Below are 22,750 nucleotides of genomic sequence, written 5' to 3' on the forward strand. Positions count from 1 at the left end.
TCTTGCCGCTTCCATGGCCCCCGTGACAGTGCGCTCGCACTCCCCGTATGCCAGGAAACTCCCCCCTCGACCCGTCGTCCAGTGGAATGCGGCAGGGGTTGTGAGATGTCATGTGCCGGTGGCGAGATTTCACATTCCGGCAACCCGGGCCCGTACCATCGCGCCATGGCCAAGGCACCCGTACTCACGCCCCGCGCGGACGATTTCCCGCGCTGGTACCAGGACCTGATCACCAAGGCGGAACTCGCCGACAACGGGCCGGTGCGCGGCACCATGGTCATCCGGCCGTACGGGTACGGGCTGTGGGAGCGGATGCAGGCGGAGATGGACGCCCGCATCAAGGCCACGGGCACGCAGAACGCGTACTTCCCGCTGCTGATCCCGCAGTCGTACCTCACGAAGGAGGCCGACCACGTCGAGGGCTTCGCGCCCGAACTGGCCGTGGTCACCCACGGCGGCGGCAAGCAACTCGAAGAGCCCGCCGTGGTCCGCCCCACCTCGGAGATGATCGTCAACGACTACTTCTCCAAATGGGTGCAGAGCTACCGCGATCTGCCGCTGCTCATCAACCAGTGGGCGAACGTCGTGCGCTGGGAACTGCGGCCCCGCCTCTTCCTGCGCACGACGGAATTCCTCTGGCAGGAGGGCCACACCGCGCACGCCACCTTTGAGGAGGCGCGCGACTTCGCCGCGCACATCCACCGCCGGGTCTACGAGGACTTCATGGTGAACGTCCTCGCGATGGACGTCGTCCCCGGCCGCAAGACCGCCAGGGAGCGCTTCGCGGGTGCCGTCAACACCCTCACCCTCGAAGGCATGATGGGCGACGGCAAGGCCCTGCAGATGGCCACGAGCCACGAACTGGGCCAGAACTTCGCCAAGGCGTTCGACACGCGGTACCTGTCGAAGGACGGCAGGCAGGAACTGGTCTGGCAGACCTCCTGGGGATCCACCACGCGCATGATCGGCGCGCTGGTGATGATGCACGGCGACGACGACGGACTGCGCGTGCCGCCCCGGCTGGCGCAGATCCAGGCCGTGGTGCTGGCGGTCAAGGGCGACGAGGCGGTTCTGGCCAAGGTCCGCGAGGTCGGCGACCGGCTGCGCGCGGCCGGTGTCCGCGTGCACGTCGACGACCGCACCGACATCCCCTTCGGCCGCCGCGCCGTCGACTGGGAACTCAAGGGCGTGCCCGTGCGCATCGAGATCGGCCCGCGCGACCTGGAGCACGGCACCGCGACGCTGGCCCGCCGCATCCCCGGGGGCAAGGCGCCGGTCCGGCTGGACGACCTGGCGGAGCTGCTCCCCAAGGTCCTGGAGGAGGACCAGGAGCTGCTGCTGACGCAGTCGCGCGAGCGCCGCGAGTCCCGCACGGCCGACGTCACGACGATCGGGGAGGCCGTCGAGGCGGCCACGGCCGGCGGCTGGGCGCGCATCCCGTGGGCGCTGCTCGGCGCGGAGGGCGAGGCCGCGCTCGCCGAGCACGCGGTGACCGTACGGTGTCTGGTCGCCGAGGACGGGTCGGTGCCGGCCGACGGTGACGCACCCGGTAACGTCGCCGTCGTGGCACGCGCTTACTGAGGTACGCGCACGCTGGCCGCGCGGGACGCGCGGCGACCGAAACGCCTCTTGCGTCCCCGCGGACCCCTGGCTCCCCGGCGCGCGGGCGCTCGCTACGCGCCGGGGCGTACGCGTGGCTACGCACCACCTTGTGGTGAGCTGCGAGGCTTCTCCACAGATCAGCGCACGCGCCCTCGTCGGGACGCATCAGAGGCAACTGACGGGTACGTGCAAATTATTTGGGATGGCCCGGAATCGGAACACTGGGGCACCCCAGCTCGTTGTCATTACGTGAGCACGACACAGACACCACCTGTTCTCGCCGCAGAGCTGGCACAGGCGTGGGCCGACATTCAGCGGTACCACCCCGAGCTGCCCGACCTTGCCGCGCCAGAGTCCCTGATCGGGGAGTCGTCGTCCGCGTGCGGTCACGAGCTCTCCTTCGAGCGACTGCTCCATGAGGCAGTCCATGGCATCGCCGCCGCGCGCGGCGTCCGCGACACGTCCCGTGCCGGCCGCTACCACAACCGCAGATTCCTCGCCATCGCCGAGGAGCTGGGCCTGGACCACCCCGAGGAACCGCACCCCAGCAGCGGCTTCTCCCTGGTCACGCTCACGCCCGAGGCGAAGCGCCGCTACCGCCCGACGATGGAGCGCCTCCAGCGCGCCCTCAAGGCCCACACCGCAGCGACCTCCTCCGACACCTCCCGCACCTTCCGGGGCCCGGCCGCCCGCCACGGCTCCTCGGGCGGCGGCGTGCGCGTCAAGGCGGTCTGTGACTGCGGACGCAACGTCCGTGTCGTCCCGTCGGTCCTCGCCCAGGCGCCCATCGTCTGCGGCGGCTGCGGCAAGCCGTTCCGCATCCCCGAGGTCGTGGGAGCGGTCGCGAGCTGACGTCCGACCGGCATCTCGTGGCTGCCGGTCGGACGGGCCGCGGAACGGGCCGGCACCCGGCGTACCCCACCTCCACGCCGGGTGCCCCTGCGGCATGCCCGGACGCGGCACACCCCCGGCCTGAGCGGCCCGCGGGGTGTGGCACAATGGCTAGCTGTACTCGACAGCCGCACAGGAACCCTCTCGCCTCCGGCTGACGCGTCCATCGGGCACTCGGGTACCGCAACCCCACGCGGCTCTCTCGCCGTGCCCAACCACGTCAAATCCAGGAGAACCCACTCCCGTGGCAGTCAAGATCAAGCTGAAGCGTCTGGGCAAGATCCGTTCGCCTCACTACCGCATCGTCGTCGCCGACTCCCGCACCCGTCGTGACGGCCGTGCGATCGAGGAGATCGGCAAGTACCACCCGACGTACAACCCGTCGGTGATCGAGGTCGACGCGGACCGTGTCGCGTACTGGCTGGGTGTCGGCGCGCAGCCGACCGAGCCCGTGCTCGCCATCCTCAAGAAGACCGGCGACTGGCAGAAGTTCAAGGGCGAGCCGGCTCCGGCCCCGCTCCTGACCCAGCCCGAGAAGGCCGCGCGCCCGTCGTTCGAGGCTCTCGGCGGCGACGACGAGGGCAAGGGTGAGGCCATCACCCAGAAGAAGAAGGCTGAGAAGAAGGACGACGCCGCCGCTGAGTCCGCTTCGACCGAGGCCTGAGCATGCTCGAGGAGGCTCTCGAGCACCTCGTGAAGGGCATCGTCGACAACCCTGACGATGTGCAGGTCGCCTCGCGCAACCTGCGCCGCGGGCGGGTGCTCGAGGTCCGGGTCCACCCGGACGACCTCGGCAAGGTGATCGGCCGCAACGGCCGCACCGCACGCGCCCTGCGCACCGTCGTGGGCGCCATCGGCGGTCGCGGCGTCCGCGTCGACCTCGTCGACGTGGACCACGTCCGCTGACGCTTATCGCGCAACCGGCTCGGGCCGGGGAGGGCCACAGGGCCGTCCCCGGCCCGCAGTCGTATGACAAGGAGACTTGGACACGTGCAGCTGGTAGTCGCACGGATCGGCCGTGCCCATGGCATCAAGGGCGAGGTCACCGTCGAGGTACGGACCGACGAGCCCGAGCTGCGGCTCGCCCCCGGGGCCGTCCTCGCCACCGACCCCGCCTCCGCGGGACCGCTCACCATCGAGACGGGCCGCGTCCACAGCGGACGCCTCCTGCTGCGCTTCGAGGGCGTCCGCGACCGCACCGCCGCCGAGGCCCTGCGCAACACCCTCCTGATCGCCGAGGTCGACCCGGAGGAACTGCCCGAGGGCGAGGACGAGTACTACGACCACCAGCTCGTCGACCTCGACGTGGTCACCGCCGACGGAACCGAGGTCGGGCGGATCACCGAGATCTCGCACCTGCCCACCCAGGACCTGTTCATCGTCGAGCGGCCCGACGGCAGCGAGGTGATGATCCCCTTCGTCGAGGAGATCGTCGCCGAGATCGACCTGGAGGAGCAGAAGGCCGTCATCACCCCGCCGCCGGGACTGATCGACGACCGCGCCGAGATCGCCTCCAGCCGGGACGAGTCCTGATGCGCCTCGACGTCGTCACGATCTTCCCCGAGTACCTGGAACCGCTGAACGTCTCCCTCGTCGGCAAGGCACGCGCCCGCGGACAGCTCGACGTCCACGTCCACGACCTGCGGTCCTGGACCTACGACTGCCACAACACCGTCGACGACACCCCCTACGGCGGCGGCCCCGGCATGGTCATGAAGACCGAGCCGTGGGGCGACGCCCTGGACTCCGTCCTGGCCGACGGCTACGAGACCGGCTCCCGCGAGCCGGCCCTCGTCGTGCCCACGCCCAGCGGCCGCCCCTTCACCCAGGAACTCGCCGTCCACCTCTCCGAACGCCCCTGGCTGGTCTTCACCCCGGCCCGCTACGAGGGCATCGACCGCCGTGTCGTCGACGAGTACGCCACGCGCATGCCGGTGTACGAGGTCTCCATCGGCGACTACGTCCTGGCCGGGGGCGAGGCGGCCGTCCTCGTCGTCACCGAGGCCGTGGCCCGGCTGCTGCCGGGCGTCCTGGGCAACGCCGAGTCCCACCGGGACGACTCCTTCGCACCCGGCGCCATGGCCAACCTGCTGGAGGGGCCCGTCTACACCAAGCCGCCCGAGTGGCGCGGCCGGGACATCCCCGAGGTGCTGCTCAGCGGGCACCACGGGAAGATCGCCCGCTGGCGCCGGGACGAGGCCATCAGGCGCACCACCGCGTACCGGCCCGATCTCATCGAGCGGTGCGACCCCAAGGCCTTCGACAAGAAGGACCGCGAGATGCTCTCCATCCTGGGCTGGTCGCCGGATCCCGCGGGGGAGCCGTACGGCCGATTTTGGCGCAGGACCGAGGGCGTGGAAGAATAGCCAGCTGTTGTGCGTCCGTCCGGCGTGCGCCCCTGCCACAGGGGGAGACGACGCCCGCCCCGACCCGCGCGACCCTCATTCCGAAACACACCTAGTTTCCGTTGATGACCTGTGGCATCAGCGAGGAAAGCAGACGAAATGTCTCACCTGCTCGACACCGTCGACTCCGCGTCGCTGCGCAGCGACATCCCCGCCTTCCGCCCGGGCGACACGGTCAACGTGCACGTCCGCGTCATCGAGGGCAACCGCTCCCGTGTGCAGCAGTTCAAGGGCGTCGTGATCCGCCGCCAGGGCTCCGGCGTGCGCGAGACCTTCACGGTCCGCAAGGTCTCCTTCTCCGTCGGCGTCGAGCGCACCTTCCCGGTGCACACCCCGATCGTCGAGAAGATCGAGCTCGTCACCAAGGGTGACGTCCGCCGCGCCAAGCTGTACTACCTGCGCGAGCTGCGCGGCAAGGCCGCGAAGATCAAGGAGAAGCGCGAGAACTGAGCGCTCTCCGGGGTTCACCTCGGGGCCGGATAGCATCAGGCTCCGATGGACACCGAAGCGCAGCACACGGAGCGCGACCGCTCCTCCCGCCCTTCCGACTCCGAGGACCCCTCCTCGGAGCCCGGGGGGCCGGAGGAACGGTCGCGCTTCGCGTTGGTGTCGCGGGTCGCCGCCTGGCTCCCGGGCGGCCGGATCACCCTCACGCTGCTGGCCTGCCTGCTGTTCCTGCTGTTCCTCAGTACCTTCGTGCTGCGGCCGTTCCAGATCCCCAGCGGATCGATGGAACGGGGATTGAGGATCGGGGACCGGGTTCTCGTAAACAAGTTGGCATACCGTTTCGGTGCCGCGCCGCAGCGGGGAGACATCGTCGTGTTCGACGGGACCGGGTACTTCGGGCACGCGGACTACATCAAACGCGTTGTCGGCGTGGGGGGAGACCACGTCGTCTGCTGCGACAAGGAGGGGAGGATCCGGGTGAACGGCCGGCCGGTCGACGAGTCGGGCTTCCTCTACCCCGGGGATCGCCCCTCCGCGGTGTCCTTCGACGTCGTCGTGCCCGACGGCAGGCTCTTCCTCCTCGGTGACCACCGCAGCGACTCCAGCGACTCCCGCGACCACCTCGGCTCGCCCGGCGGCGGCATGATCCCCGTCGGGGTCGTGATCGGCCGCGCCGACGCGATCGTCTGGCCCTTCGCACACACCACCCGGCTGCACCGGCCCGACGCCTACGCGCGCGTGCCCGCCCCCGCCGCCGAAGAGGCGGGCGCCCATGGGTAACCGCGGCAAACCGCGCGGGGTGCCCGCCAGCCCCGCGGACAACCTGCTGCCCACCGGCGCCCGGCGCGCCGCCGGTGCCTCAAGCGGCCGCACGCGCGCCGAGCGGCGCAAGCTCCAGAAGAAGGTCAAGCGGCGCCGCAGGCGCAGCGCGGTCAAGGAGATACCGCTCCTCGTCGGTGTCGCCGTCCTGATAGCCCTCGTGCTGAAGACCTTCCTCGTCCAGGCCTTCGTCATCCCGTCGGGCTCCATGGAGCAGACGATCCAGGTCGGCGACCGCGTCCTGGTCGACAAGCTCACCCCGTGGTTCGGCTCCGAGCCGCAGCGCGGGGACGTCGTCGTGTTCAAGGACCCCGGCGGCTGGCTCCAGGACGAGCAGCCGACGGCCCGGAAGGACGACCCCGTCGTCGTCAAGCAGATCAAGGAAGGGCTCACCTTCATCGGCCTGCTGCCGTCCGAGAACGAGAAGGACCTCATCAAGCGGGTCGTCGGCGTCGGCGGCGACCGCGTCCAGTGCTGCGACACACAAGGGCGCGTGACCGTCAACGGCGTCCCGCTGAACGAGGACTACCTGTACCCGGGTGTCGCCCCGTCGGACACGCCGTTCGACATCACCGTCCCGCAGGGGCGCCTGTGGGTGATGGGCGACCACCGCAACAACTCCGCGGACTCCCGCGCCCACCAGGACACCGACTACGGCGGCACCGTCTCCGAGGACGAGGTCGTGGGCCGCGCCATGGTCATCGCCTGGCCGCTGGGCCACTGGACCACCCTGGAGGAGCCGAACACCTACGCCTCGGTGTCCGACTCGGGCACCGGGTCGACCGCGGCTCCCCGGCTGTCGCATAGGGTTGCCCCCTACGATTCGAACGAGACGATCCAGCTCCCGACCCCTGCGGAACTCCCGCTCGTTATGGGAGTGGTGGGCCTGCGCCGTGTGTGGGGCAGGCGGCGGCACAGAGTGAGGAGTTGGCGTGGGGGATGTGGCGGTTGGCGCACGGTCCGGACACGACGGCGAGGAGCACCGCGGACACCCCGCGGAATCCGCCGTCCCGGCCGCGGACAGCGCCGTGACCTCCGGGAGTGACTCCGGGGCAGCCGAGGGCGACAGGGTGACAGACGAGCACAGCACGGCCGAGGGCCAGGGACCGGGCGGAACGGCCCGCACACCGAAGAAACCGCGCTCCTTCTGGAAGGAGCTGCCCATCCTGATCGGCATCGCGCTGGTGCTGGCGCTGCTGATCAAGACGTTCCTGGTGCAGGCGTTCTCCATCCCCTCCGACTCGATGCAGAACACCCTCCAGCAGGGCGACCGCGTGCTCGTCGACAAGCTCACCCCCTGGTTCGGCTCGGAGCCCGAGCGCGGCGAGGTCGTCGTCTTCCACGACCCCGACAACTGGCTGGCGGGCGAGCCGACCACGGACCCGAACGCGCTGCAGACGTTCCTCAGCTGGATCGGCCTCATGCCGTCGGTGGAGGAGAAGGACCTCATCAAGCGCGTCATCGGCGTCGGCGGCGACACGGTCGAGTGCAAGAACACCGGCCCGCTGACGGTGAACGGCAAGGCGCTGAACGAGGCGTCGTACGTCTACCCCGGCAACACCCCGTGCAGCGTCGACGACCAGGGCGGCCAGTTCAAGGTGAAGGTCCCCGAGGGCTACATCTGGGTCATGGGCGACCACCGGCAGAACTCCCGGGACTCCCGGTACAACCAGTCGGACAAGAACCACGGCATGGTTCCCGTCAAGGACGTCGTCGGGCGTGCCATCGTCGTCGCCTGGCCGGTCAACCGCTGGGACAACCTGCCGGTGCCCGACACCTTCGACCAGCCCGGCCTGAACGCCCAGCCGGCCGCCGCCTCCCTCCCCGTGGCACCGCAGGGCCTCGCGCTGGCCGGGGTGGTGCCGGTGGTGTGGTGGCGCCGCCGTAAGCCGTAGCGCGGACGTGGGCGGGTGGCTCCGCCCGGTCCGGCGCGGCCGCGGGCCCCGGACGAATCGGCCAGGCTCTGTGCGGCTCGGCGCTCTGTACGGCTCGCCCAAGCTCTGTACGCCGCTGCCGCGCGGCCTGTGCGGGTCAGCCGGAAGCCGGCGTCCGGCCGCCCTGCCCCCGCCCGGTGGCTGCGGCCGGTACGACCGCGGAGCTCACGGGGCGGCGATCCGGCCCGGGAGGCGTTCCCCCAGCGGAAAGCCGTGATTCCACCCGTCTGCTGACCTCGGCCGGTACCCCCGGGTAGGGTGCGGACCCATGGGTGGCGAGAGCATGACGCACACGGCCCCGCGCGGCGGTGGCCCGGGCACGGGCCCGGTGGGCAGCCGGACCGGACAGCGGTTGTCCGGGCTGGCCGTCGCACTGGGCATGGTGCTCTTCCTCGGCGGGTTCGCCTGGGGCGCCGTGGTCTACCGGCCGTACACCGTGCCGACCAGTTCGATGACGCCGACCATCGACGCCGGCGACCGCATCCTCGCGCAGCGGGTCGACGGCGGTGCGGTGCGCCGCGGGGACGTCGTCGTCTTCAAGGACGCGGCCTGGGCCAACGCGCCCATGGTCAAGCGCGTGGTCGCGGTCGGCGGCGACACGGTCTCCTGCTGCCAGGACGGCAAGCTGCGGGTCAACGGCAAGGAGATCGACGAGACCTACCTGCCCGCGGACACACCCGCCGGGACGAACAACTTCCCGACCGTGACCGTCCCCCAGGGCCGCCTGTTCCTGCTCGGTGACGAGCGCGGCAACTCCGTGGACTCCACCGCCCACCTCACCGACGCCGCCAGTGGCACAGTGGCCCGCTCCGCCGTGGACGCCCGCGTGGACGCCGTCGTCTGGCCCATGAAGGGCATGCTGGAGCGCCCCGCCGGCTTCGAGCCGCTCGGCACCCTCTCCTCGCCCGGCCCGCTGCCGACGATCACCCTCCTCGTGATCGCCGGCGCGGTGCTCGTCCTGGGCGGAGGCGCCTACGGGCCCATCGCCAAGCGGACCGGCGCGGCCCGGGCCCGCCGGACCAGCGCGGAGCCCGCCGGTGTCCGCTGAGGCCGTCCCGGCGGGCCAGGACACCTACGAGGGCGGACTGCGCAGGGTCGCCCGGGTGGTGCTGCTCGACCCGAGGGACCGCATCCTGCTGCTGCACGGGCACGAGCCGGACGATCCGGCCGACGACTGGTGGTTCACCCCGGGCGGCGGTGTGGAGGGCGACGAGACCCGTGAACAGGCCGCCCTGCGGGAACTCGCCGAGGAGACGGGCATCACCGAGGTCGAGCTCGGCCCGGTGCTGTGGCGGCGCAGGTGCTCCTTTCCGTTCGCGGGCCGCCGCTGGGACCAGGACGAGTGGTACTACCTCGCCCGTACGGACCGGACGGAGATCGCCGCCGCGGGGCTGACCGAACTGGAACGGCGCAGTGTCGCCGGAGCGCGCTGGTGGACGTGCCCGGAACTGGGCCGGGCACATGAGACGGTGTATCCGACCAGACTCGCCGGGCTGCTGCGCACGCTGCTCGACGAGGGTCCCCCGGCCAGGCCTGTGATCCTTGACCCGGAAATCGTCTAGGGGCTCACCGGACTGGCGCACAATGGGGGGATCGCACGGCTGAAGGGGAACATGCCATGAGCGCCGAGGACCTCGAGAAGTACGAGACCGAGATGGAGCTGAAGCTCTACCGGGAGTACCGCGATGTCGTCGGTCTGTTCAAATACGTGATCGAGACCGAGCGGCGCTTCTACCTCACCAACGATTACGAAATGCAGGTGCACTCGGTTCAGGGCGAGGTGTTCTTCGAGGTGTCCATGGCCGACGCCTGGGTGTGGGACATGTACCGGCCGGCACGCTTCGTGAAGCAGGTCCGGGTGCTGACGTTCAAGGACGTGAACATCGAGGAGCTGAACAAGAGCGACCTGGAGCTGCCCAGCGGCTGACCCGCGCCGCCCGGTCACCCGGGCGGGTGACGGGGTTGTCCACAACGGCCGAGCCGTCCACCAAGATCCACCCGGTGGGTCCGGCTGCGTGATCGTTGGCGCCGGAGGTGGTGCCGACATGAACGCACGCAGTGCGATGGGCAGGTACGGAGAGACCCTGGCGGCCCGGCGGCTGGCGGAGACCGGACTGACGGTCCTGGAGCGCAACTGGCGCTCCGGCCGCACCGGAGAGATCGACATCGTGGCCCGCGACGGGGACGTCCTGGTCGTCTGCGAGGTCAAGACCCGCCGGGAGGGTCCCTTCGAGCATCCGATGGCCGCCGTGACCCCGCAGAAGGCGGAGCGGCTGCGCGACCTCGCCGAGCGCTGGATCCAGACGCACGGGGGCGCGCCGCCCGGCGGGGTCCGCATCGACGTGGTCGGGGTGCTGCTGCCGGCCCGTGGCGCGGCCGTGGTCGAGCACGTGCGGGGGGTGGCCTGATGGCGTTCGCCCGTACGTGCTCGGTGGCGCTCGTGGGCGTCGAGGGCGTGGTCGTCGAGGTCCAGGCCGACCTCGAACCGGGAGTGGCGGCGTTCACGCTGGTGGGGCTGCCCGACAAGAGCCTCACGGAGAGCCGGGACCGGGTGCGCGCCGCTGTCGTCAACTCGGGCGCGGCCTGGCCGCAGAAGAAGCTCACGGTGGGCTTGAGCCCCGCCTCCGTCCCCAAGTCCGGCAGCGGCTTCGACCTGGCCGTCGCGGCGGCGGTCCTCGGCGCGGCGGAGCGCATCGACCCCCGGGTCCTGGCCGACATCGTGATGATCGGCGAGCTGGGCCTGGACGGGCGGGTGCGGCCCGTCCGGGGGGTGCTGCCGGCGGTACTGGCGGCGGCGGACGCGGGGTACGAGCAGGTGGTGGTGCCCGAGTGCGCCGCAGCCGAGGCGTCGCTGGTGCCCGGGATCTCCGTCCTGGGCGTCCGCAGCCTGCGCCAGCTGATCGCCATCCTGGCCGACGAACCCGTACCCGACGAGGAACCCGACGCCCTCGGACGCCCCGACCCGCTCCTCGCCGGTCTGCGGGTGCCGGGCACCGGTGCCGCGACCGGCATGCACAGCGCCGGGGCCGCCCAGCACGACCACGGGCACGACCTCGCGGACGTCGTCGGCCAGACCTCGGCGCGCACGGCCGTGGAGGTGGCCGCGGCCGGCGGGCACCACCTGTTCCTGGAGGGGCCGCCCGGAGCCGGCAAGACGATGCTCGCCGAGCGGCTGCCGGCCATCCTGCCCCGGCTCGGCCGGCAGGAGTCGCTGGAGGTCACGGCGGTCCACTCGGTGGCGGGTCTGCTGCCCCCGGGCAAGCCGCTGATCGACATCGCCCCCTACTGTGCCCCGCACCACTCGGCCACGATGCAGGCGCTCGTCGGCGGTGGCCCGGGCATCGCGCGGCCCGGCGCGGTGTCCCTGTCCCACCGGGGCGTGCTGTTCCTGGACGAGACGCCCGAGTTCAGCAGCCAGGCGCTGGACGCGCTGCGCCAGCCACTGGAGGCCGGGCACGTCGTGATCGCGCGCAGCGCGGGCGTCGTGCGCTTCCCGGCCAAGTTCCTCATGGTGCTCGCGGCCAACCCCTGCCCGTGCGGCCGGTTCTCCCAGCGGGACGACCTGTGCGAGTGTCCGCCCTCGGCCATCCGCCGCTACCAGGCCAGGCTGTCGGGCCCGCTGCTCGACCGGGTCGACCTGCGCGTCGAGGTGGACCGCGTCACGCGTACCGAGCTGACCGCCCGCGCCGCCCGCGGCGAGTCCACGGCGACGGTCGCCGACCGGGTCCGTGCCGCCCGGGACCGGGCCGCGGAGCGCCTCGCGGGCACTCCCTGGCGCACCAACGGCGAAGTGCCCGGAAGGGAGCTGCGCAGCCGCTGGTACGCCGTGCCCGGCGCGATGGACGAGGCCGAGCGGAACCTGGAGCGGGGCGTGCTGACCGCCCGCGGCCTCGACCGCGTCCTGCGGGTCGCCTGGACCGTCGCCGACCTCGTGGGTCACGACCGGCCCGACGCGACGGACGTCGCCCTGGCGCTCCAGCTGCGCACCGGAGTTCCCCGGGGTGTGCCCATGGCCCTCGGGGCGCTGACGTGAGCACGGCCGGCGAACCGGACGACGAACTGCTCGCCCGCGTCTTCCTCACCCGCGTCCTCGAACCCGGCGACGAAGCCGGTGGGCGGTGGGTGCGGGAGCACGGGGCCGGGGGCGTGGCGCGGCGGCTCCGGGAGGGCGGGGCGGCTCTGCCCGGTGTCAGCGGCAAACGGTGGACCGGACTCCTGGCCAGGGCCGCGGCGGCCCGGCCGCGCCGGGACCTCGACGTCGCTCGTGACGCCGGGGTCCGGTTCGTGTGCCCCGGCGACACCGAGTGGCCGGCGCAGCTCGACGACCTCGGGGACGCCCGGCCCCTCGGGCTCTGGGTCCGGGGCCGGGCCGACCTGCGGATGTGGGCGCTGAAGTCCGTGGCCGTCGTCGGCGCCCGGGCCTGCACCGAGTACGGGGCCCACATGGCGGCCACCCTCGCCGCCGGCCTCGCCGAGCAGGGGTGGGTCGTGGTCTCCGGCGGCGCCTACGGTGTCGACGGCGCCGCCCACCGCGGAGCGCTCGGCGCGGGCGGCGCCACCGTCGCCGTCCTCGCCTGCGGGCTCGACCGGCCCTACCCGCGCGGACACACCCGGCTGATCGGCAGAATCGCCGAACAGGGGCTGGTCGTAGGGGAGTTGCCGCCCGGCGACCACCCGACCCCGAGCCGGTTCATCCTGCGCAACCGCGTGATCGCGGCCCTCACCCGCGGCACCGTGGTCGTCGAGGCCGCCCACCGCAGCGGCTCCCTGGTCACGGCCCGGGCGGCCCAGCGGCTCGGGCGGCACACCATGGGTGTCCCGGGCCCCGCCACCAGCGCCCTGTCCGCCGGAGTGCACGAGCTGCTGCGCGGCGAGTCCGCCCTGGTCACCGACGCCGCGGACGTCGTGGAACTGGTCGGCGCCATCGGACAGCTGGCACCGGAGCGGCGCGGCCCCGTCCTGCCCCGGGACCTGCTGGAACCGGCCGCCCGGCAGGTGCTTGCCGCGCTGCCGGGACGCGGGGCCGCCCGCCCGGACGAGATCGCCCGTCGCGCGCAGACCGCACAGGACGACGCGGTCGCGAGACTGTACGAACTCCGAGCACTCGGTTACGTCGAACGACACGGCGACGGATGGAAGTTGACACGCGAGGCGGTGATGTCGGTCCGCGGTGCTCCCGGGCCGTGCTGACCGTCCGTGTTCGGCCGTCCGGGGGAACCCCGACACCCCTTGGATATGCGCCCAGTTGGGCTTCTGTGGTGATCACACCGAGCGATCGGGGCGACCCGGCGGAGGGTCTCGCGGAACGTATCTGCGCCCGCTTCGACCTCCCTCCTTCGCGCACCGCGACGCCGCAGTCACGCTACGCTCACGAGGATCCCGACACGGACAGGCAACTCGACATCAGACAGACAGCTCCCCTCGGCAGCACCACTCCGCAGCAGAACGGCACAAGGCGACGAATGCCCCAGCACACCTCCGGGTCCGACCGGGCGGCGATCCCCCCAGCCGCCCGTGACGGTGGCAACGTGCGGCCGCCCGCTCCCTCGTCGCTCGACGAGTTGTGGCGGTCGTACAAGGCGACGGGGGACGAGCGGCTGCGGGAGCAGCTGATCCTGCACTACTCGCCGCTGGTGAAGTACGTCGCGGGACGGGTCAGCGTGGGCCTGCCGTCCAACGTGGAGCAGGCGGACTTCGTCTCCTCGGGGGTGTTCGGGCTGATCGACGCGATCGAGAAGTTCGACATCGACCGGGAGATCAAGTTCGAGACGTACGCGATCACGCGCATCCGCGGGGCCATGATCGACGAGCTGCGGGCGCTGGACTGGATCCCCCGGTCGGTGCGGCAGAAGGCGCGCAACGTGGAGCGGGCCTACACCACGCTGGAGGCGCGGCTGCGGCGGACGCCGACCGAGGGCGAGGTGGCCGCCGAGATGGGCATCGCGGTGGAGGACCTCCACGCGGTGTTCAGCCAGTTGTCGCTGGCCAACGTCGTGGCCCTGGAGGAGCTGCTGCACGGCGGGGGCGAGGGCGGTGACGGGCTGAGCGTCATGGACACGCTGGAGGACACCGCCGCCGACAATCCCGTGGAGGTCGCCGAGGACCGGGAGCTGCGGAGGTTCCTGGCGCGGGCGATCAACACGCTGCCCGAACGGGAGAAGACCGTGGTCACGCTCTACTACTACGAGGGCCTCACCCTGGCCGAGATCGGGAACGTGCTGGGCGTGACCGAGAGCCGGGTCAGCCAGATCCACACCAAGTCCGTCCTCCAGCTCAGAGCGAAACTGGCCGGTTTCGGTCGCTGATCCGGCGGGCCGGCGCCGACTGGGCGGGAGCCACTCCCGTCGGGCCCGGCGCGTCCGTACAGTGGTTGACGTGCCAAGGATTCGAGCGGCCTCCGTGGCCGAGCACCGGTCGATGCAGCGAGCCGCCCTGCTGGACGCGGCTCGTTCCTTGTTGTCCGAGGGCGGGACGGAGGCGTTGACCTTCCCGGCCCTCGCCGAGCGGACGGGCCTCGCGCGGTCGAGCGTCTACGAGTACTTCCGGTCACGGGCGGCCGTCGTCGAGGAGCTGTGCGAGGCCGACTTCCCCGTCTGGGCGGCGGAGGTGTCGGCCGCCATGGAGCGGGCGCAGACGCCCGAGGCCAAGGTCGAGGCGTACGTGCGGCAGCAGCTGGAGCTGGTCGGGGACCGGCGGCACCGGGCCGTGGTCGCGATCTCGGCGAGCGAGCTCGACGCGGGTGCCCGGGAGAAGATCCGGGCGGCGCACGGCGGGCTGGTCGCGATGATCGTCGAGGCGCTCGCGGAGATGGGGCACGAGCAGCCCCGGCTGGCGGCGATGCTGGTGCAGGGCGTGGTGGACGCGGCGGTGCGCAGGATCGAGCTGGGCGCGGCGGAGGACCCCGCGGCGATCACGGAGGCCGCCGTCTCCATGGCGCTGCGGGGTGTGCGGGGCTGATCCCCGCCCCGGCCGGGATCACGGGGGCGCTCGCCGTCACCTGAAGACCGGCAGCAGCCTCGACGGCCCCCCGTGCAGGAGCCAGGGCGGCAGCAGACCCAGCGGGTTCACGTAGGTCCCGCCTCTGCGCAGCCCCCAGTGCACGCACGGTGACGCGCAGTGCGAGCCGTGGGCGTCCACCGTGCCGATCACCTCGCCCGGCTGCACCCGTGTGCCCTCCTCGACCGACGCCGTGACCGGTTCGTACGTGGTGCGCAGCGGAGGGTCGCCGGTGCCGGTGAGGTCCACCGAGACCACGCCCTTGCCCGCCACGCGGCCCGCGAAGGCCACCCGTCCCGCCGCCACCGCCCGCACCGGAGTCCCGGGTGCCGCCGCCAGGTCCACGCCCCGGTGGCCCGGCCCGTACACCGTCGCCGGCGGCTCCCAGCCGCGCAGCACCCGGGGGCGCAGGCCGACCGGCCAGGCGCGCCCCACCGCCGGCACACTGACGTCCGCGGTCGGCGCCTTGACGTCCTCGGCAGGCACATCGGCACCCGCGGTCGGCACGGTCACGTCCTCGGCAGGCGTATCGGCACCCGCGGTCGGCACGGTCACGTCCGCGGTCGGCACGTCGGCACCCGCGGCGAACAGGCGCGGTGGCGGTGCCAGCAAAAGGCCCGCCGTCAGGGCCGGCAACAGCACCAGGCGCGTGATCACGCGCACACATCGCTTCGCTCGCATGGGCAGAAGCGTGCCGAACCACCGCGGTCGCCACCCGCGCCTGTGGAGCGGCGCCCGCTTGTGGACAACGGCGTCACCCGGGGCCTCGCGGGTCCCGTACACTTCTGGTGGCGACCCGGGCCACCGGGTCGACTTCGCACGCCCCGATACGAGGTCCGGCAACGGCCCGTATCAGCGCCCCTCGGTCCCTCGTGGCACGGCGCGCAGTGGGCGTCAGGCGCGGGAGCCGTCCGGCATCCGCGGCACAACCGAGAACATTCAAGGAGATACGGCCATGGCCGTCGTCACGATGCGGGAGCTGCTGGAGAGCGGCGTCCACTTCGGTCACCAGACCCGTCGTTGGAACCCGAAGATGAAGCGCTTCATCTTCACGGAGCGCAACGGCATCTACATCATCGACCTGCTCCAGTCGCTGTCGTACATCGACCGCGCCTACGAGTTCGTCAAGGAGACCGTCGCCCACGGCGGCACGGTCATGTTCGTCGGCACCAAGAAGCAGGCGCAGGAGGCCATCGCCGAGCAGGCCACCCGCGTCGGCATGCCCTACGTCAACCAGCGCTGGCTGGGCGGCATGCTCACCAACTTCTCGACCGTCTACAAGCGCCTGCAGCGCCTGAAGGAGCTCGAGCAGATCGACTTCGAGGACGTCGCGTCCTCCGGTCTGACCAAGAAGGAGCTGCTGGTCCTCTCCCGCGAGAAGGCCAAGCTGGAGAAGACCCTCGGCGGTATCCGCGAGATGCAGAAGGTGCCCAGCGCCGTCTGGATCGTGGACACCAAGAAGGAGCACATCGCCGTTGGTGAGGCCCGGAAGCTGAACATCCCGGTCGTCGCGATCCTCGACACCAACTGCGACCCCGACGAGGTCGACTACAAGATCCCGGGCAACGACGACGCGATCCGCTCCGTCACCCTGCTCACCCGCGTCATCGCCGACGCCGTCGCCGAGGGCCTCATCGCCCGCAGCGGTGTCGCCACCGAGGGCAAGGGCGAGAAGGCCGCCGGCGAGCCGCTGGCCGAGTGGGAGCGCGACCTGCTCGAGGGCGAGAAGAAGGCCGACGAGGCCGCCCCCGCCGCCGAGGCCGCCCCCGCCGAGGCCGCCCCGGCCGCCGAGGCCGAGCAGCCGGCCGAGGGCGAGAAGCCGGCCGAGGCCGAGCAGGCCTGACCCGTCAGTCCGCGTTGACGGCGGGAGCGGCACTCCATCACCAGGCGCCCTGGGCGCGATGAAGTCCGCTCCCGCCGTTCACCCGTAGGTCAGCGGAAGGACAGCACTCCCGGGCTCCATGGGGGTGCATCCCGCAGATCTTCGATCTTCCAGACTTCGAGAAAGATTCACAGACTCATGGCGAACTACACCGCCGCCGACGTCAAGAAGCTCCGCGAGCTCACGGGCGCCGGCATGATGGACTGCAAGAAGGCGCTGGACGAGGCCGACGGCAACGTCGAGAAGGCCGTCGAGGCGCTCCGCATCAAGGGCCAGAAGGGCGTCGCCAAGCGCGAGGGCCGCTCCGCCGAGAACGGCGCCGTGGTCTCGATCATCGCCGACGACAACTCCTCCGGCGTCCTCGTCGAGCTGAAGTGCGAGACGGACTTCGTCGCCAAGGGCGAGAAGTTCCAGGCCGTGGCCACCGCCATCGCCGAGCACGTCGCCAAGACCTCCCCGGCCGACCTGGAGGCCCTGCTCGCCTCCGAGATCGAGGCCGGCAAGACCGTCCAGGCGTTCGTGGACGAGGCCAACGCCAACCTGGGCGAGAAGATCGTCCTGGACCGCTTCGCGCAGTTCGCCGACGGCTACGTCACCGCGTACATGCACCGCACGATGCCCGACCTGCCCCCGCAGATCGGTGTCCTCGTCGAGCTGGACAAGCCGAACGCGGAGATCGCCAAGGGCGTCGCCCAGCACATCGCCGCCTTCGCGCCGAAGTACCTCTCCAAGGAGGACGTGCCGGCCGAGGTCGTCGAGTCCGAGCGCCGCGTCGCCGAGGAGACCACCCGCGCCGAGGGCAAGCCCGAGGCCGCCCTGCCGAAGATCGTCGAGGGCCGCCTCAACGGCTTCTTCAAGGACGCCACGCTGCTCGGCCAGCCGTACGCGCTCGACAACAAGAAGTCCGTCCAGAAGGTCCTGGACGAGGCCGGTGTCACCCTGAAGCGCTTCACGCGCATCAAGGTCGGCATCTGAGTCCGTACCGCGATCGACGCGCGACCCCGATAGGGTCGACAGCAGTCGTCCGCGTACGCCGTCACAGGGGTGGCGGACGACAGCAGATCTGACGAGGAGGCCATTGCCGTATGGGATGCGAAACACACCCCACCGGCAATGGCCTTCCTCGCATGTGCACCACGTGAAAGAGGCGGGATCCCCCATGACCACCAAGGCCCAGAAGAGCGACGACGGCAAAGTACGCGGCCGGTTTCTGCTGAAGCTGTCCGGAGAGGCCTTCTCCGGCGGTGGGGGCCTGGGCGTCGACCCCGACGTGGTGCACAAGATCGCCCGCGAGATCGCGGCCGTCGTGCGCGACGGAGCGCAGATCGCGGTCGTCATCGGCGGCGGCAACTTCTTCCGCGGCGCCGAACTGCAGCAGCGCGGCATGGACCGGGCCCGATCCGACTACATGGGCATGCTCGGCACGGTCATGAACTGCCTCGCCCTGCAGGACTTCCTGGAGAAGGTCGGCGTGGACTGCCGCGTGCAGACCGCCATCACCATGGGCCAGGTCGCCGAGCCGTACATCCCGCTGCGCGCCGTGCGGCACCTGGAGAAGGGCCGCGTGGTGATCTTCGGCGCCGGTATGGGCATGCCCTACTTCTCCACCGACACCACCGCCGCCCAGCGCGCCCTGGAGATCGACGCCGAGGCGCTGCTGATGGGCAAGAACGGCGTGGACGGGGTCTACGACTCCGACCCGAAGACCAACCCGGACGCCGTGAAGTTCGACCACCTCGGCTACGGCGAGGTCATCACCCGCGACCTGAAGGTCGCCGACGCCACGGCCGTGACGCTGTGCCGCGACAACAAGCTCCCGATCGTGGTCTTCGAGCTGCTCGCGGAGGGCAACATCGCGCGCGCCGTCAAGGGTGAGAAGATCGGCACGCTGGTGGGGGAACCCGGCAGCCGGGACTGAGACACCGCACCAACCCCGTCCGGGGGACGGACGGGACGGAGCCGGGCCGGGGGATGGACAATGTCCTGCCGGTCGGGAACCGTGCAGGAAGAAGACGCGACGCAGCCGGCCGCCGCCCCACATGGAACCGCAGCCGGGCCTACTCAAGACACGCAGGAGCAAGTGGTGATCGAAGAGACCCTCCTCGAGGCCGAGGAGAAGATGGAGAAGGCCGTCGTGGTCGCCAAGGAGGACTTCGCCGCGATCCGCACCGGCCGTGCGCACCCGGCGATGTTCAACAAGATCGTGGCCGACTACTACGGCGCGCCGACGCCGATCAACCAGCTGGCCTCGTTCTCCGTGCCCGAGCCGCGCATGGCCGTGGTCACGCCGTTCGACAAGAGCGCGCTGCGCAACATCGAGCAGGCCATCCGCGACTCCGACCTGGGCGTCAACCCCAGCAACGACGGCAACATCATCCGGGTGGTGTTCCCCGAGCTGACCGAGGAGCGCCGCCGCGAGTACATCAAGGTCGCCAAGGGCAAGGGCGAGGACGCGAAGATCTCGATCCGCTCCGTGCGCCGCAAGGCCAAGGAAGCCATCGACAAGCTGATCAAGGACGGCGAGGTCGGCGAGGACGAGGGCCGCCGTGCGGAGAAGGAGCTCGACGACACCACCGCGAAGTACGTCGCGCAGGTGGACGAGCTCCTGAAGCACAAGGAAGCGGAGCTGCTCGAGGTCTGATGAACGACTCTTCCTGGGGGGCGCCGCCACCGGCCGGGTACTGGGGTCCCACCGACCAAGGGCACGGCCACGGACCCGCGCAGGGTCACGGCCGGGGGCCCGTGCAGGGGTACGGCCACGGGCACGTCCGGGGGCCCGTCCCGGCGGGTCCCGCATACGATGCGCACCAAGCGCCTCACACTCGCCCCATGCCCATCGTGCCCGACGTAGCCGCACACGGCGGAAACCAGGACGACGACCGGGGGGCCGCTCCGCCGAGCGGCCCCCCGGTCCGCAACGAGACGAACCCGGAGCACATGCCCGACGCCGCACAGCCGGCTCCCAAGCCGCAGAAGAAGAACGCGGGTCGCGACCTCAGTGCCGCGATAGGGGTCGGCGTCGGGCTCGGCGCGGTGATCGTCGCCTCGCTGTTCATCGTCAAGGCCGTGTTCGTCGGGGTCGTCGCGGTCGCCGTGGTGGTGGGCCTGTGGGAGCTGACCAAGCGGCTCGACGAGCGCAAGGGCATCCGGGCACCGCTCGTGCCGCTCGCGCTCGGCGGCGCCGCGATGGTCGTCGCCGGGTACGTCCGGGGCGCGGAGGGCGCCTGGGTGGCGATGGCGCTCACGGCCCTGGCCGTACTCGTCTGGCGCATGACGGAACCGCCCGAGAACTACCTCCGGGACGTCACGGCCGGTGTCTTCGCGGCGTTCTACGTGCCGTTCCTCGCGACCTTCGTCGCGATGATGCTGACCGCCGACGACGGGCCGCAGCGGGTGCTCACCTTCCTGCTGCTCACCGTCGTCAGCGACACCGGGGCCTACGCCGTCGGCTGGCGCTTCGGCCGGACCAAGCTCGCGCCGCGCATCAGCCCCGGCAAGACCCGCGAGGGCCTGGCCGGGGCGGTCTCCTTCGCCATGGTCGTCGGCGCGCTGTGCATGCAGTTCCTCATCGACGACGGCGCCTGGTGGCAGGGGCTGGTCCTCGGCCTGGCGGTCGCGGTCAGCGCCACGCTCGGCGACCTAGGCGAGTCCATGATCAAGCGGGACCTCGGCATCAAGGACATGGGCACGCTGCTGCCGGGCCACGGCGGCATCATGGACCGGCTCGACTCGCTGCTGCCGACCGCTCCGGTCGTGTGGCTGCTGCTGGTCCTCTTCGTCGGCTCCGGCTGAGCGGAACCGGTCTTCCTGGGGCGAGCCCCCGTCCGGCACCGGACGGGGGCTCGCCGCAGTCCCGGAGCCGCCGGGAACCCCGGTGGGACGATGCAGGTGTACCTCCCCGAGGGGGCCATCATGACCGCCATCACACCAACCGTCGATGTCGACTGCCGTGCCGAGGACGTCTACGACTACGTCACGGACGCGGAGAAGATGCCGGAGTGGCAGTTGAGCGCCGTGTCCGCGGAGCGCCTCGACGAAGGGCCCGTCGGCGTCGGCACCCGGGTCCGCGTCACGCGCCACGTCGGCCGCCGCGTCATGCCGATGACCATGGAGGTCACCGAGTACGACCCGCCGCACAGCTGGGGCATGCGCGGGGTCGACGGCCCGGTCCGGGCCCGGGTGCACGGCGAGGTCGAGCCGTTCGACGAGGGGCGCCCCTCCCACGTCACGATCGCCGTCGACTTCGAGGGCCACGGCGTCGGCAAGGTCCTGGTCCCGCTCGTCGTCCGCCCCCAGGTCCGCAAGGAGCTCCCGCGCAACGAGCAGCTCCTGAAGGACCGGCTGGAGCACACGGGCGGATAGGGCCGGCGCTCCCGGTGCCGCGGGTCACCCGATTCGATCTGCGACACTGGTACAGCCATGCCTAAGCCCGGAGAACTCACTTTCGTCGCCCCCCGCGGAGCCAAGAAGCCGCCGCGGCATCTCGCCGACCTCACTCCTGCCGAGCGCAGGGAGGCCGTCGCCGCTGTCGGGGAGAAGCCGTTTCGCGCCAAGCAGCTCTCGCAGCACTACTTCGCGCGGTACGCGCACGATCCGGAGCAGTGGACCGACATCCCGGCCGGGTCCCGCGGACGGTTGCGGGAGGCGCTGCTGCCCGAGCTGATGACCGTCGTGCGGCACCTGTCGACCGACCAGGGCACCACGCGCAAGACGCTGTGGCGGCTGTTCGACGGGACGCTCGTCGAGTCCGTGCTGATGCGCTACCCGGACCGGGTGACCATGTGCATCAGCTCGCAGGCCGGGTGCGGGATGAACTGCCCGTTCTGTGCGACGGGGCAGGCGGGTCTGGACCGGAACCTGTCCACCGCCGAGATCGTGCACCAGATCGTGGACGGGATGCGCGCCCTGCGGGACGGCGAGGTCCCCGGCGGTCCGGCGCGGCTCAGCAACATCGTGTTCATGGGCATGGGCGAGCCCCTCGCGAACTACAACCGGGTCGTCGGCGCCATCCGGCGGCTCACCGACCCCGAGCCCGACGGTTTGGGGCTCTCCCAGCGCGGGATCACCGTCTCGACGGTCGGGCTCGTCCCGGCCATCCACCGGTTCTCCGACGAGGGCTTCAAGTGCCGCCTCGCCATCTCGCTGCACGCCCCGGACGACGAGCTGCGCGACACCCTCGTGCCCGTGAACACGCGCTGGAAGGTGCGCGAGGTGCTGGACGCCGGTTTCGAGTACAGCGCCAGGTCCGGGCGCCGGCTGTCCATCGAGTACGCGCTGATCCGGGACATCAACGACCAGGCCTGGCGCGGTGACCGGCTCGGCCGGATGCTCAAGGGCAGGCCCGTGCACGTCAACCTCATCCCGCTGAACCCGACGCCCGGGTCGAAGTGGACGGCCTCCCGGCCGGAGGACGAGAAGGCGTTCGTCGAGGCCATCGCCGCGCACGGTGTGCCGGTGACGATCCGGGACACCCGTGGTCAGGAGATCGACGGGGCGTGTGGTCAGCTCGCGGCCACCGAACGGTAGTCTGACCGTCGTAAGAACATCTGCATATTCCGACAGGGGAGCGCCACAGCGCTGAGAGTGCGGCACCGGCCGCAGACCCTCCGAACCTGGCCCAGGTCATTCTGGGTAGGGAGATCGGTCATCACTCGAGCTGTTGCGCCCTGCCCGGGACCTCGGAAGTCCCGGGCGGGGCCGCGTCTTCTCCTGGTCACCCCAGGAGGAATCCAGTGGACATCAACCGAAAGCGGCTGACGGCGGTGGCCGTCGCG

General features: G+C 71.3%; 26 protein-coding genes and 1 riboswitch. Of the genes, 25 read left to right on the plus strand and 1 reads right to left on the minus strand.

Going from position 1 to position 22,750, the window contains the following annotated elements; genetic code table 11:
* Positions 1 to 165: 165 nt before the first annotated feature.
* The 18 genes from proS (at position 166) to AC07DA_RS06965 (ending at position 15,055) form a co-directional block, all read left to right on the plus strand.
* On the plus strand, positions 166 to 1,581 hold the full coding sequence (gene proS / locus AC07DA_RS06880; protein WP_479125260.1) for a proline--tRNA ligase: 1,416 nt from the start codon (positions 166 to 168) through the stop codon (positions 1,579 to 1,581).
* A gap of 270 nt (positions 1,582 to 1,851) precedes the next feature.
* Positions 1,852 to 2,454 carry a hypothetical protein gene (locus tag AC07DA_RS06885; RefSeq protein ID WP_094055768.1) on the plus strand — a complete coding sequence of 201 codons (603 nt, stop codon included), beginning with the start codon at positions 1,852 to 1,854 and terminating at the stop codon, positions 2,452 to 2,454.
* A 283-nt stretch (positions 2,455 to 2,737) separates the two neighbouring features.
* Positions 2,738 to 3,157 (plus strand): 30S ribosomal protein S16, encoded by a 420-nt coding sequence (gene rpsP, locus AC07DA_RS06890; RefSeq protein WP_365094391.1) that lies wholly within the window; start codon positions 2,738 to 2,740, stop codon positions 3,155 to 3,157.
* Between the two features lie 2 nt (positions 3,158 to 3,159).
* Complete coding sequence (locus tag AC07DA_RS06895; protein ID WP_003973401.1) at positions 3,160 to 3,399, plus strand: RNA-binding protein; 240 nt, start codon at positions 3,160 to 3,162, stop codon at positions 3,397 to 3,399.
* Positions 3,400 to 3,483: 84 nt separating this feature from the next.
* A complete protein-coding gene (gene rimM / locus AC07DA_RS06900) occupies positions 3,484 to 4,026 on the plus strand; it encodes a ribosome maturation factor RimM (protein ID WP_479125263.1) in 543 nt (180 codons plus the stop codon).
* Positions 4,026 to 4,859: a tRNA (guanosine(37)-N1)-methyltransferase TrmD gene (gene trmD / locus AC07DA_RS06905; RefSeq protein WP_479125265.1), complete on the plus strand. Its 834-nt coding sequence runs from the start codon at positions 4,026 to 4,028 to the stop codon at positions 4,857 to 4,859. Before rimM ends, trmD begins: the two co-directional genes overlap by 1 nt.
* Before the next feature lie 138 nt (positions 4,860 to 4,997).
* Positions 4,998 to 5,348 (plus strand): 50S ribosomal protein L19, encoded by a 351-nt coding sequence (gene rplS / locus AC07DA_RS06910; RefSeq protein ID WP_383325799.1) that lies wholly within the window; start codon positions 4,998 to 5,000, stop codon positions 5,346 to 5,348.
* Positions 5,349 to 5,393: 45 nt separating this feature from the next.
* Complete coding sequence (lepB, locus tag AC07DA_RS06915; RefSeq protein WP_479125267.1) at positions 5,394 to 6,125, plus strand: signal peptidase I; 732 nt, start codon at positions 5,394 to 5,396, stop codon at positions 6,123 to 6,125.
* Positions 6,118 to 7,209, plus strand: coding sequence for a signal peptidase I (gene lepB, locus AC07DA_RS06920; protein WP_479125269.1), 1,092 nt, complete (start codon positions 6,118 to 6,120; stop codon positions 7,207 to 7,209). Before lepB (AC07DA_RS06915) ends, lepB (AC07DA_RS06920) begins: the two co-directional genes overlap by 8 nt.
* Positions 7,097 to 8,059 carry a signal peptidase I gene (gene lepB / locus AC07DA_RS06925; protein ID WP_479125271.1) on the plus strand — a complete coding sequence of 321 codons (963 nt, stop codon included), beginning with the start codon at positions 7,097 to 7,099 and terminating at the stop codon, positions 8,057 to 8,059. The genes lepB (AC07DA_RS06920) and lepB (AC07DA_RS06925) overlap by 113 nt, the downstream gene beginning before the upstream one ends.
* Positions 8,060 to 8,366: 307 nt before the next feature.
* Positions 8,367 to 9,146: a signal peptidase I gene (gene lepB / locus AC07DA_RS06930; RefSeq protein ID WP_479125273.1), complete on the plus strand. Its 780-nt coding sequence runs from the start codon at positions 8,367 to 8,369 to the stop codon at positions 9,144 to 9,146.
* Positions 9,136 to 9,660: an NUDIX hydrolase gene (locus AC07DA_RS06935; RefSeq protein WP_479125275.1), complete on the plus strand. Its 525-nt coding sequence runs from the start codon at positions 9,136 to 9,138 to the stop codon at positions 9,658 to 9,660. The genes lepB (AC07DA_RS06930) and AC07DA_RS06935 overlap by 11 nt, the downstream gene beginning before the upstream one ends.
* 56 nt (positions 9,661 to 9,716) lie before the next feature.
* Positions 9,717 to 10,025 (plus strand): DUF2469 domain-containing protein, encoded by a 309-nt coding sequence (locus tag AC07DA_RS06940; RefSeq protein WP_003993268.1) that lies wholly within the window; start codon positions 9,717 to 9,719, stop codon positions 10,023 to 10,025.
* Between the two features lie 88 nt (positions 10,026 to 10,113).
* Positions 10,114 to 10,506, plus strand: coding sequence for a YraN family protein (locus tag AC07DA_RS06945; protein ID WP_479125276.1), 393 nt, complete (start codon positions 10,114 to 10,116; stop codon positions 10,504 to 10,506).
* Positions 10,506 to 12,131, plus strand: coding sequence for a YifB family Mg chelatase-like AAA ATPase (locus AC07DA_RS06950; RefSeq protein ID WP_479125278.1), 1,626 nt, complete (start codon positions 10,506 to 10,508; stop codon positions 12,129 to 12,131). The genes AC07DA_RS06945 and AC07DA_RS06950 overlap by 1 nt, the downstream gene beginning before the upstream one ends.
* On the plus strand, positions 12,128 to 13,288 hold the full coding sequence (dprA, locus tag AC07DA_RS06955) for a DNA-processing protein DprA (protein WP_479125280.1): 1,161 nt from the start codon (positions 12,128 to 12,130) through the stop codon (positions 13,286 to 13,288). The genes AC07DA_RS06950 and dprA overlap by 4 nt, the downstream gene beginning before the upstream one ends.
* 272 nt (positions 13,289 to 13,560) lie before the next feature.
* Positions 13,561 to 14,403 carry an RNA polymerase sigma factor WhiG gene (whiG, locus tag AC07DA_RS06960; RefSeq protein WP_479125282.1) on the plus strand — a complete coding sequence of 281 codons (843 nt, stop codon included), beginning with the start codon at positions 13,561 to 13,563 and terminating at the stop codon, positions 14,401 to 14,403.
* A gap of 94 nt (positions 14,404 to 14,497) precedes the next feature.
* Entirely contained in the window at positions 14,498 to 15,055 is a 558-nt protein-coding gene (locus AC07DA_RS06965; protein WP_479125430.1) for a TetR/AcrR family transcriptional regulator, read from the plus strand.
* A 36-nt stretch (positions 15,056 to 15,091) separates the two neighbouring features.
* On the opposite strand, the gene AC07DA_RS06970 is transcribed toward AC07DA_RS06965, so the two are convergent.
* Positions 15,092 to 15,775: a murein hydrolase activator EnvC family protein gene (locus AC07DA_RS06970; protein ID WP_479125283.1), complete on the minus strand. Its 684-nt coding sequence runs from the start codon at positions 15,773 to 15,775 to the stop codon at positions 15,092 to 15,094.
* 274 nt (positions 15,776 to 16,049) lie between these two features.
* On the opposite strand from AC07DA_RS06970, the gene rpsB reads away from it, so the two are divergent.
* From rpsB to rlmN, 7 genes are all read left to right on the plus strand, one after another.
* Positions 16,050 to 16,937 (plus strand): 30S ribosomal protein S2, encoded by an 888-nt coding sequence (gene rpsB / locus AC07DA_RS06975; protein ID WP_479125285.1) that lies wholly within the window; start codon positions 16,050 to 16,052, stop codon positions 16,935 to 16,937.
* Positions 16,938 to 17,114: 177 nt separating this feature from the next.
* The gene (gene tsf / locus AC07DA_RS06980) at positions 17,115 to 17,951 is read left to right on the plus strand and encodes a translation elongation factor Ts (RefSeq protein ID WP_383325834.1); all 837 of its coding nucleotides are present in this window, start codon (positions 17,115 to 17,117) and stop codon (positions 17,949 to 17,951) included.
* A gap of 184 nt (positions 17,952 to 18,135) precedes the next feature.
* The gene (pyrH, locus tag AC07DA_RS06985; protein ID WP_383325837.1) at positions 18,136 to 18,894 is read left to right on the plus strand and encodes a UMP kinase; all 759 of its coding nucleotides are present in this window, start codon (positions 18,136 to 18,138) and stop codon (positions 18,892 to 18,894) included.
* Positions 18,895 to 19,059: 165 nt separating this feature from the next.
* On the plus strand, positions 19,060 to 19,617 hold the full coding sequence (frr, locus tag AC07DA_RS06990) for a ribosome recycling factor (protein ID WP_006136598.1): 558 nt from the start codon (positions 19,060 to 19,062) through the stop codon (positions 19,615 to 19,617).
* Positions 19,617 to 20,768, plus strand: a complete 1,152-nt coding sequence (locus tag AC07DA_RS06995; RefSeq protein ID WP_479125288.1) for a phosphatidate cytidylyltransferase — start codon at positions 19,617 to 19,619, stop codon at positions 20,766 to 20,768. The genes frr and AC07DA_RS06995 overlap by 1 nt, the downstream gene beginning before the upstream one ends.
* Before the next feature lie 120 nt (positions 20,769 to 20,888).
* Positions 20,889 to 21,338 (plus strand): SRPBCC family protein, encoded by a 450-nt coding sequence (locus AC07DA_RS07000; protein ID WP_479125289.1) that lies wholly within the window; start codon positions 20,889 to 20,891, stop codon positions 21,336 to 21,338.
* Positions 21,339 to 21,395: 57 nt separating this feature from the next.
* The gene (gene rlmN, locus AC07DA_RS07005; RefSeq protein WP_479125290.1) at positions 21,396 to 22,502 is read left to right on the plus strand and encodes a dual-specificity RNA methyltransferase RlmN; all 1,107 of its coding nucleotides are present in this window, start codon (positions 21,396 to 21,398) and stop codon (positions 22,500 to 22,502) included.
* A gap of 24 nt (positions 22,503 to 22,526) precedes the next feature.
* Positions 22,527 to 22,632: riboswitch (TPP riboswitch) on the plus strand.
* The last annotated feature ends 118 nt before the right edge of the window (positions 22,633 to 22,750 follow it).

The organism is Streptomyces sp. NPDC044921 (assembly GCF_056432865.1).

Excerpts from the sequence above, each read along its gene's own strand:
- proS (WP_479125260.1), top strand. The coding sequence starts at position 166 with ATGGCCAAGGCACCCGTACTCACGCCCCGCGCGGACGATTTCCCGCGC.
- AC07DA_RS06895 (WP_003973401.1), top strand. The coding sequence starts at position 3,160 with ATGCTCGAGGAGGCTCTCGAGCACCTCGTGAAGGGCATCGTCGACAAC.
- trmD (WP_479125265.1), top strand. The coding sequence starts at position 4,026 with ATGCGCCTCGACGTCGTCACGATCTTCCCCGAGTACCTGGAACCGCTG.
- rplS (WP_383325799.1), top strand. The coding sequence starts at position 4,998 with ATGTCTCACCTGCTCGACACCGTCGACTCCGCGTCGCTGCGCAGCGAC.
- lepB (WP_479125267.1), top strand. The coding sequence starts at position 5,394 with ATGGACACCGAAGCGCAGCACACGGAGCGCGACCGCTCCTCCCGCCCT.
- lepB (WP_479125269.1), top strand. The coding sequence starts at position 6,118 with ATGGGTAACCGCGGCAAACCGCGCGGGGTGCCCGCCAGCCCCGCGGAC.
- lepB (WP_479125273.1), top strand. The coding sequence starts at position 8,367 with ATGGGTGGCGAGAGCATGACGCACACGGCCCCGCGCGGCGGTGGCCCG.
- AC07DA_RS06940 (WP_003993268.1), top strand. The coding sequence starts at position 9,717 with ATGAGCGCCGAGGACCTCGAGAAGTACGAGACCGAGATGGAGCTGAAG.
- AC07DA_RS06950 (WP_479125278.1), top strand. The coding sequence starts at position 10,506 with ATGGCGTTCGCCCGTACGTGCTCGGTGGCGCTCGTGGGCGTCGAGGGC.
- whiG (WP_479125282.1), top strand. The coding sequence starts at position 13,561 with ATGCCCCAGCACACCTCCGGGTCCGACCGGGCGGCGATCCCCCCAGCC.
- AC07DA_RS06970 (WP_479125283.1), bottom strand. The coding sequence starts at position 15,775 with ATGCGAGCGAAGCGATGTGTGCGCGTGATCACGCGCCTGGTGCTGTTG.
- rpsB (WP_479125285.1), top strand. The coding sequence starts at position 16,050 with ATGGCCGTCGTCACGATGCGGGAGCTGCTGGAGAGCGGCGTCCACTTC.
- tsf (WP_383325834.1), top strand. The coding sequence starts at position 17,115 with ATGGCGAACTACACCGCCGCCGACGTCAAGAAGCTCCGCGAGCTCACG.
- pyrH (WP_383325837.1), top strand. The coding sequence starts at position 18,136 with ATGACCACCAAGGCCCAGAAGAGCGACGACGGCAAAGTACGCGGCCGG.
- AC07DA_RS06995 (WP_479125288.1), top strand. The coding sequence starts at position 19,617 with ATGAACGACTCTTCCTGGGGGGCGCCGCCACCGGCCGGGTACTGGGGT.
- AC07DA_RS07000 (WP_479125289.1), top strand. The coding sequence starts at position 20,889 with ATGACCGCCATCACACCAACCGTCGATGTCGACTGCCGTGCCGAGGAC.
- rlmN (WP_479125290.1), top strand. The coding sequence starts at position 21,396 with ATGCCTAAGCCCGGAGAACTCACTTTCGTCGCCCCCCGCGGAGCCAAG.